Source organism: Paenibacillus sp. FSL R7-269 (genome assembly GCF_000517865.1).
In the GTDB taxonomy this organism is placed as follows: domain Bacteria; phylum Bacillota; class Bacilli; order Paenibacillales; family Paenibacillaceae; genus Paenibacillus_AQ.
Map to the genome: position 1 here is coordinate 1 of NZ_ASPS01000054.1, position 6748 is coordinate 6748.

General features: G+C 35.6%; 5 protein-coding genes. 4 read left to right on the forward strand and 1 reads right to left on the reverse strand.

The window, feature by feature from the left end:
- Positions 1 to 1179: 1179 nt before the first annotated feature.
- On the reverse strand, positions 1180 to 1539 hold the full coding sequence (locus C162_RS24580) for a hypothetical protein (RefSeq protein ID WP_036698869.1): 360 nt from the start codon (positions 1537 to 1539) through the stop codon (positions 1180 to 1182).
- A gap of 657 nt (positions 1540 to 2196) precedes the next feature.
- Here C162_RS24580 and C162_RS24585 point away from each other — a divergent pair.
- The 4 genes from C162_RS24585 to C162_RS34610 all read left to right on the forward strand — a co-directional run bounded on the left by C162_RS24585 (position 2197) and on the right by C162_RS34610 (position 6518).
- A complete protein-coding gene (locus C162_RS24585) occupies positions 2197 to 2544 on the forward strand; it encodes a hypothetical protein (RefSeq protein ID WP_036698871.1) in 348 nt (115 codons plus the stop codon).
- Positions 2545 to 3155: 611 nt separating this feature from the next.
- Entirely contained in the window at positions 3156 to 3911 is a 756-nt protein-coding gene (locus C162_RS24590; protein ID WP_036698873.1) for a hypothetical protein, read from the forward strand.
- 344 nt (positions 3912 to 4255) lie between these two features.
- Positions 4256 to 4471 (forward strand): hypothetical protein, encoded by a 216-nt coding sequence (locus C162_RS24595; protein ID WP_036698875.1) that lies wholly within the window; start codon positions 4256 to 4258, stop codon positions 4469 to 4471.
- Between the two features lie 163 nt (positions 4472 to 4634).
- On the forward strand, positions 4635 to 6518 hold the full coding sequence (locus tag C162_RS34610) for an S-layer homology domain-containing protein (protein ID WP_051493899.1): 1884 nt from the start codon (positions 4635 to 4637) through the stop codon (positions 6516 to 6518).
- Positions 6519 to 6748 lie beyond the last annotated feature (230 nt).

A 6748-nucleotide genomic window follows, 5' to 3' on the forward strand; every position in this document is an offset into this window, starting at 1 on the left:
TTTACAAGCTCCTCGTAATTGCGTCCTTGTAAAATTATGCTACGGTTATGCGTTGGAAGCAATATCTAGTTTTAAGACACGCCCTAGTTCCTACAACAAGGTAACATTGAAAATTGGTGATGAACATTTTGTGCGTAAAAACTGCAAATACTTTCTCAGGAAAAACTATTTCAAACTCGTTTGATGATAGAGTATGATTTTGCAGGATTTGAAGATGAAATGTAGAATTTATCCATTCTAATGACGACTGCTTCGAAATGGTTTATAGGACTACAGACACTATTGCATAGTGCTCCAGTAAATTAAAGTTGATCATGAGAGATTAAAGTCGATCATGAAATGTGATTATTTGTAAAAAACCACATGTTCGTGCTTGCTGATGTGGCGGGCGATTGAATAAAGTTTGCAATGATAAAAAAGAGTTGGCAAAGCATAATTAAAGTTGGAAAAGAGCATTTAAAGTTGGCAATATAAAAACAAAGGATTATGCCGCTGAGTACGAACATCGTGAATGGTCAAGCGTAAGAAGGCCGTGCGACATAAAAAGAAACCTACTTATTTGCTCTGTAGGCACCTTTTTATTCATACATAAGGGGGAATATGAGGTTGAAACATCGGAGGGCGTAGACGCGAAATGGAGCCCATTAGAGATGGGGAAGACAGTATGACCAAACGAATCATCACAACCGACGCCGAACTAAAAAGTGTAATGCTAATAGGTGCTCCTGCAGACATATGGACGGGAAATCATCTGTGTGAGAAAAACCGTATGATAACCAGCTTCAGCTCATCAGCAATTCAAAGTAACAACGGCTACTATTTGCGTTCGAACGTACAGATCGACCGTAAGGATGTTATTCAATAAGCTAATCAGACGTTTAATTCGTGTCTTAGAAAGAGACATAAGTAATAATGTGTAAATAAAAGTTATCGTATGACATAACCAAACGAGTCAATGGTATACTATTGGCTCGTTTGAATTTTACATTATCTTATTCTGATTTATTAATTGATGTTATATATGTTGCACTGGAGATGAATTCTTTTGGATTTTGATTAAACTCTTTTTTTAGATCTTCATCTTGTTGAGAGAGCTAGTACTGCCCAATTAGCATATTAAACTAGCTTTTGTCAAAATAATCATTCAGTTCCACAGCATTGCAATAACTATACCATTACTCAATACATGCCGTAACTATTACGTCCCTTGAGCATAAGGTCTTCTACTTCTTGCATCCTAGCATTATAATCTTTACCTCTAGGATTAAAGTAATCTCTATCATGTTGTTCAAACCAATTAGCATAAGCCGCAGATAATATAATGAAATCGTTAGTAGGAGCTTCTTGATATGTATTGAAATATTTTAGAATCCTATGTGTAACATCGAATAGTAGATCAGGTTGAAGTTTCTCGATCTTAGCATATATACGATCTAACTCAATTAACAATCTATCATCACCTAAAAAGTGATATCTAAGACTAGGAACGATTTTATACATACCCTCTAGTAATTGTTTTTTAGCTATTTCTGCGCTCATAGTAACCTCCAATTAGTTAATGGCTTAGCCACGTTAAATTATCTTACGTAGGTATCTTAACTGAAAATAGACTGTGCTAATTAATAGATGTTATCTTTAGAACAACCAGCTTTAAATTGGAAGCAATGTCCTAGCTTATGAAGGATAAAGAATGCTATAAAATTAGTATTATTAACGGTCAATGTCTAAAGCTTTTAAAACGGATTTCGATATAGATAGTTGCAGAACCATTTCTTCTAAAAGAGCGTTGTGAAAACTACAGAAGGTCTTAACCCTTTGACTATTTTAAGAGTAAGATCATCTTCTAAACTCAACTATCTTACTCAATATCTCCACTGTTTTACCTCCTCCCGTGCGCACGCATTAAGCATCAGCAATTGCAGTTTTAAATAGTGAATTGATAATATAAGTGTATCACTTTCGATGGGGTTAGACTAGAACTACCACGGCAAGGAATATGAGGATTCCTCATTAAGGTCGTGTCTGTTTTCTGTGAACGTTACGAGTGAAAGCTTCTGCTGTCCACTTATTCTTGTTAAGCTAACGGGCAGTTTTGTTGAACAGGATTAGTGGAGGATTTATGTCGTATTTGACGTATAGTGCGCAATAGAAAGGTGACACTTTGAAATTTGAATTATTTGGGAAGGTGTTGAAGTGATGCCGAAGACTGGATTATATTATCTACGCAAGCATGTAGTTGACCCCGAGAGTTATGTAATGACTGACTTGGTTTGTTGGTGTCCGTATGAACACAAATTTACTACTGAAGAAGAATCGTATGAGAATGATATATTAACAATTCATGTTTTTAGGTACAAAGATGGTTTGCATTACCTTTCGTATAGCAATATTTTTGGGAATCGTGTCAATGTATTGATTGACAACAAAAATAAAATCAATGGAATAGGCGCTAGAACAGACAAAGAAATCATTTATAAATTCATAGAATGGTATCGTGAAAAAGGTGAGGCTTACCACAAGGAATACGGCTTACAGATAGAATAGACGCATACTGTGCAGTAAGGAGCGAACGGAATGCTGAAGGGAAGAAGTATGCAACGCCTGTCTGGTGCACCTATTACGATGATAAAGGAAATACTTAAGATATCCGCAAATAATGGCCAGCTCGACCAAAAAAGGTTTTATGTTAAATTATTAATTACCACTGCTTAATCCAAATTGGTTCCATGTTGGAGTAACACATGGCTAGCACCAGCTCCCAAGTGGTTTTTATAGTACTTTGCTTTCCTTTGAGCCAAAACTCTAATTTTTCCTTTTGCAATTAAAGGATAATATTGAAAAAAACGTCTCGGTTTACGTAGATGAATAGTGATATTGATGTTGTTTTTGAATGCTAACTCCTTTGGTTCAACTAATCTAGCTTATACTGTGGATCTTGTATAATTGGAAAGAAGGATAAGAAAGTTGAACGTGTGCTTTTGGAGGGTATTTTGACTATGTTAGATGTGGACCTATAATGGCTCTTGCAGTGGGATCGATTTGACACTGAGGCGTTATTATGGTGATGAGTCCCATATTATTACTGGAAAATATCAACTTTTAATATTACTATTAAATATTGAGTACGTAATAATAGGATAAGGAGTTACTAAATCATGAAACGAATTACATGGATCTTTGCAGCATTGCTGATATTATTGGGGAGTATTCCCATAACCGCTTCAGCAAAAGTGGAATCTGTTAGATCATGGAAAACACTTTACTCTGAGTATATTAAAAAGGTTCTCACAGATAATAAAAAAGAGAAGTATTATTATGGTGACTCCTATTATTTCACCTTAGTGGATTTAAACTTAGATGGTACTCCCGAACTTATACAAGGGGTCTCAGTAGGATTAGTTTCGAGAATTACATCTGCTGTAACTGTTCAAAACGGACATGTTGTTCCATTTAATTACCAAAAGAAATTGAGTACTGCTTCAGAGGGCATATTTAATGTGGGAATGAGCGGATTTCTAGCGCCAAATAATCTACAACTTTATAAAAGCAAAAAAGATGGAGCTTATCGCTATATCGCATTTGTAACTAGACAGAGCTCGGTCGAAAATATTACTCAAGTTTTCGAGGTTAGCCTTCAAGGAACTAAATTTAACGATAAAGAGATTTTCCAGGCCTCTCTATTAGATCAAGAAAAGACGGATGATCCAGATTTATTCTATGTAAATCAAAAAGAAGAGAAAAAATCAGCCTATGATAAGGCCTATAAACAATATTTTTCAAATCTCACAAAAGTGCCAATTAAGATTATCACCGTTACTTCTCAAGACCTTTTCGATGATAAGAAAGAGACATTTGTTCCAAATGGAATCACCAATTTTCTAAATTCTTATTCCGCTGCCAAAGCTAAATAGAACTACCAATCTAAAAGCAGACTGCTCTTATGAGTGATCTGCTTTTTTATAATACATTAGTTTCTGTTTCAGTAAATTGAAGTTGATCATGAAAGATTAGAGTTGATTGCGGATTGTAATTAAGTGTAAAAAGGATGCGAATTCTGGGTTACTGATGTGGAGAGGCGATTCAGGCGCTGATTTTGAACATCAAGAAAGGTCATAGCTATGAAACCGTTTGACATAAAAGGATGCCTGCTTAATTGCGCCACAGGCGCCTTTAATTCATACATAAGGGACTATGAGCTTGAAATATTGGAGGGCTTATACGCGAAATAGAGCCCACTAGAGATGGATGGGATAATATGGCTAAACGAATCGTCACAACAGATGCTGAGCTACAAAGTGTAATGCTAATTGGTGCCCCTGTAGACATATGGATGGGGAATCATCTGTGTGAGAAAAAACAAAAGTTAAGTAGCTACAGCTCATCAGCAATTCAAAGTAACGAAAGTTATTATTTGCGTCCGAACGTACAAATGGCCCATAAATTAATAAAAGAAAAAGCGATCAAAACATAACTGTCTAAGTCTTGATCGCTGCTGCTACTTGACCTTATATTTCCCGTTAGCGTAACCGACATAATACGGTTTTTAGAACGACAATCAATGTCTTAACGATATCCTTAATTTGGTTTATGACTTATACTTGAATCTAATCAATCATCGAGAGAAGAGGTATACTATGAAGAAAAAACTAATAAGTATTTTAGCTCTAATGTCTTTGCTCACTTGTTTAATATCCCCGTTTTATGCATCTGCTGAAGCTTCTAAAGTTCCCATAAGAGACATGCAGACTCATTATTGGAGTTCATTTTTAAAAAGTGAGCTCCAACCAGAGTATTCGGACAGGGTGTGGGAGTATGGTGGTTACGATTATTCATCTACTTATGCGGGACAAAAATATTATGTCAGAGATTTGCAATCTTATAAACTTAATCATTTTATTCTATATGATAATGGGGATCTGTTTTTATCTTCAGACGAAAACATGAATGAGAGTAGTTTTTCGAAAATTATGAGTAATGTAAAGTCAATATCCAAAATTGATGTTCCTTATTTAAAATCACGTGAAATCATGGAGTTACAAAGTGCCAGACTTAATTACAACAAAGATTCTTACAGTGTAGTTTCTGATATTGAATCGGTTACTACTGTACAATTGTCGACCATTCTTACTAATGATGGGGAATTATACATAATGGGAAGTCCCACTGATATTCCAGATATAAACAAAAAGTTATTCATTGAAAATAAGAATGTAATACCTAAAGTGTCTGTTGAAAATAAGGAAGTAGGTGGTAGGCATATTCAACAGACAATATCCATAAGCATGCTCTTCCCATTTGCCTATCAAGCAAGTTCTAACACAGCGGTTAAGATTGCTGAGAATATTGATTACATTAATCCATCTTACTACTCTGCCGAAAATTTGGTGTATAAGATTAATCCTAACTACAACGGAGGCAATGGATTTGATCAAATAAATCAATCTCCAGGTTATAAAGGATTCTTTATTGATAAATTAGGTAACACCTATATTGGTTTCCCAGGTCAAAATGAATTTAATACTTTAGCTGCCCCTAATATTGTTAACCATTCCAACAATAGTAACATTAAATTATTGGAAGATGGGACACTGTATCGTAATGATAATAAAGTAAGCAATGATATCAAGGATTTCACAACTGATCTCTATTTAAAGAATAATGGAACTCTATATGTCCACGCCGATGATTATGAACGAGGTATAATTGATCGAGATGTAAAATATATTTTTGAAGATTATTATTACAAGGATGGAGGGCGTTGGTCGGAAGCAGGAGGTTATTATATTAAAAATGACGATAGCCTTTGGTTCTTTGATTATAATGACAGCCGTAAGCTTATGGACGATGTTTCCTATGTGTTCGAAGGGTTTGTAATAAGAACAAACGGTGAGGTCTACATATTGGAGAAGGGTGAAAATGATACACTCTTGCCAAGGAAAATTATGAATGGAAATGGATTAGCGCCAAAGCCAGCAGCTAAGTTACATGAAGGAAAAATATTCAAGGATGCCTCTGACTGGGCACTCGTTGATTTGCGTTCAGCTAGAACATCTGGACTTACACTTCCCGTAAAAGATTTAAGTTATAATAAGGCAATAACACGTGAAAAATTTTGTGAAATTGCTGTTAAACTATATGAGAAATCAACTCAAAAGTCAGCACCTTTATCGAGTAAGAATACGTTTAAGGATACAAAAAATCCTGAAATACTAAAAGCATATGAACTAGGTATTGTTAAGGGAACTTCAGAAATCACTTTCTCGCCCCAAGCTACTATCACACGTGAAGAAGTGGCGACAATGTTAAAACGTGCTGTAGATAAGGCAGGAAAGACAATAGAAAAGGGCAGTGCAAAGAATTTCTCCGACCAGGCTAAAATCTCTAGTTGGGCCAAGGAAGCTGTGAGTGCAATGTCAGCAGCGAATATTGTGAAGGGTCTGAGTGAAAATACATTTGCTCCAAAACAGAATACAACAATTGAACAGGCCATTATTATGGCTAACCGACTAGTGAAGTAACTTAAAGAACGACTTAAGAATGGCTGAAAAAGATTATATCTAAAAAAGAGGAGAAGCCGCATGAACGTGGATTCTCCTCTTTTTTGTAGGTGTAACCACTAAAGTATAGTGTCTGCTTGTTCGCTCTGTAGGAGCTATTTTGATTAGGGCGTGTCTGAAAACTAATCATATTGAAGCTACTTCAACAGAATCATCGCGGAAGCGAGAAAGGCAAAGCTTAAAAAGTTTCG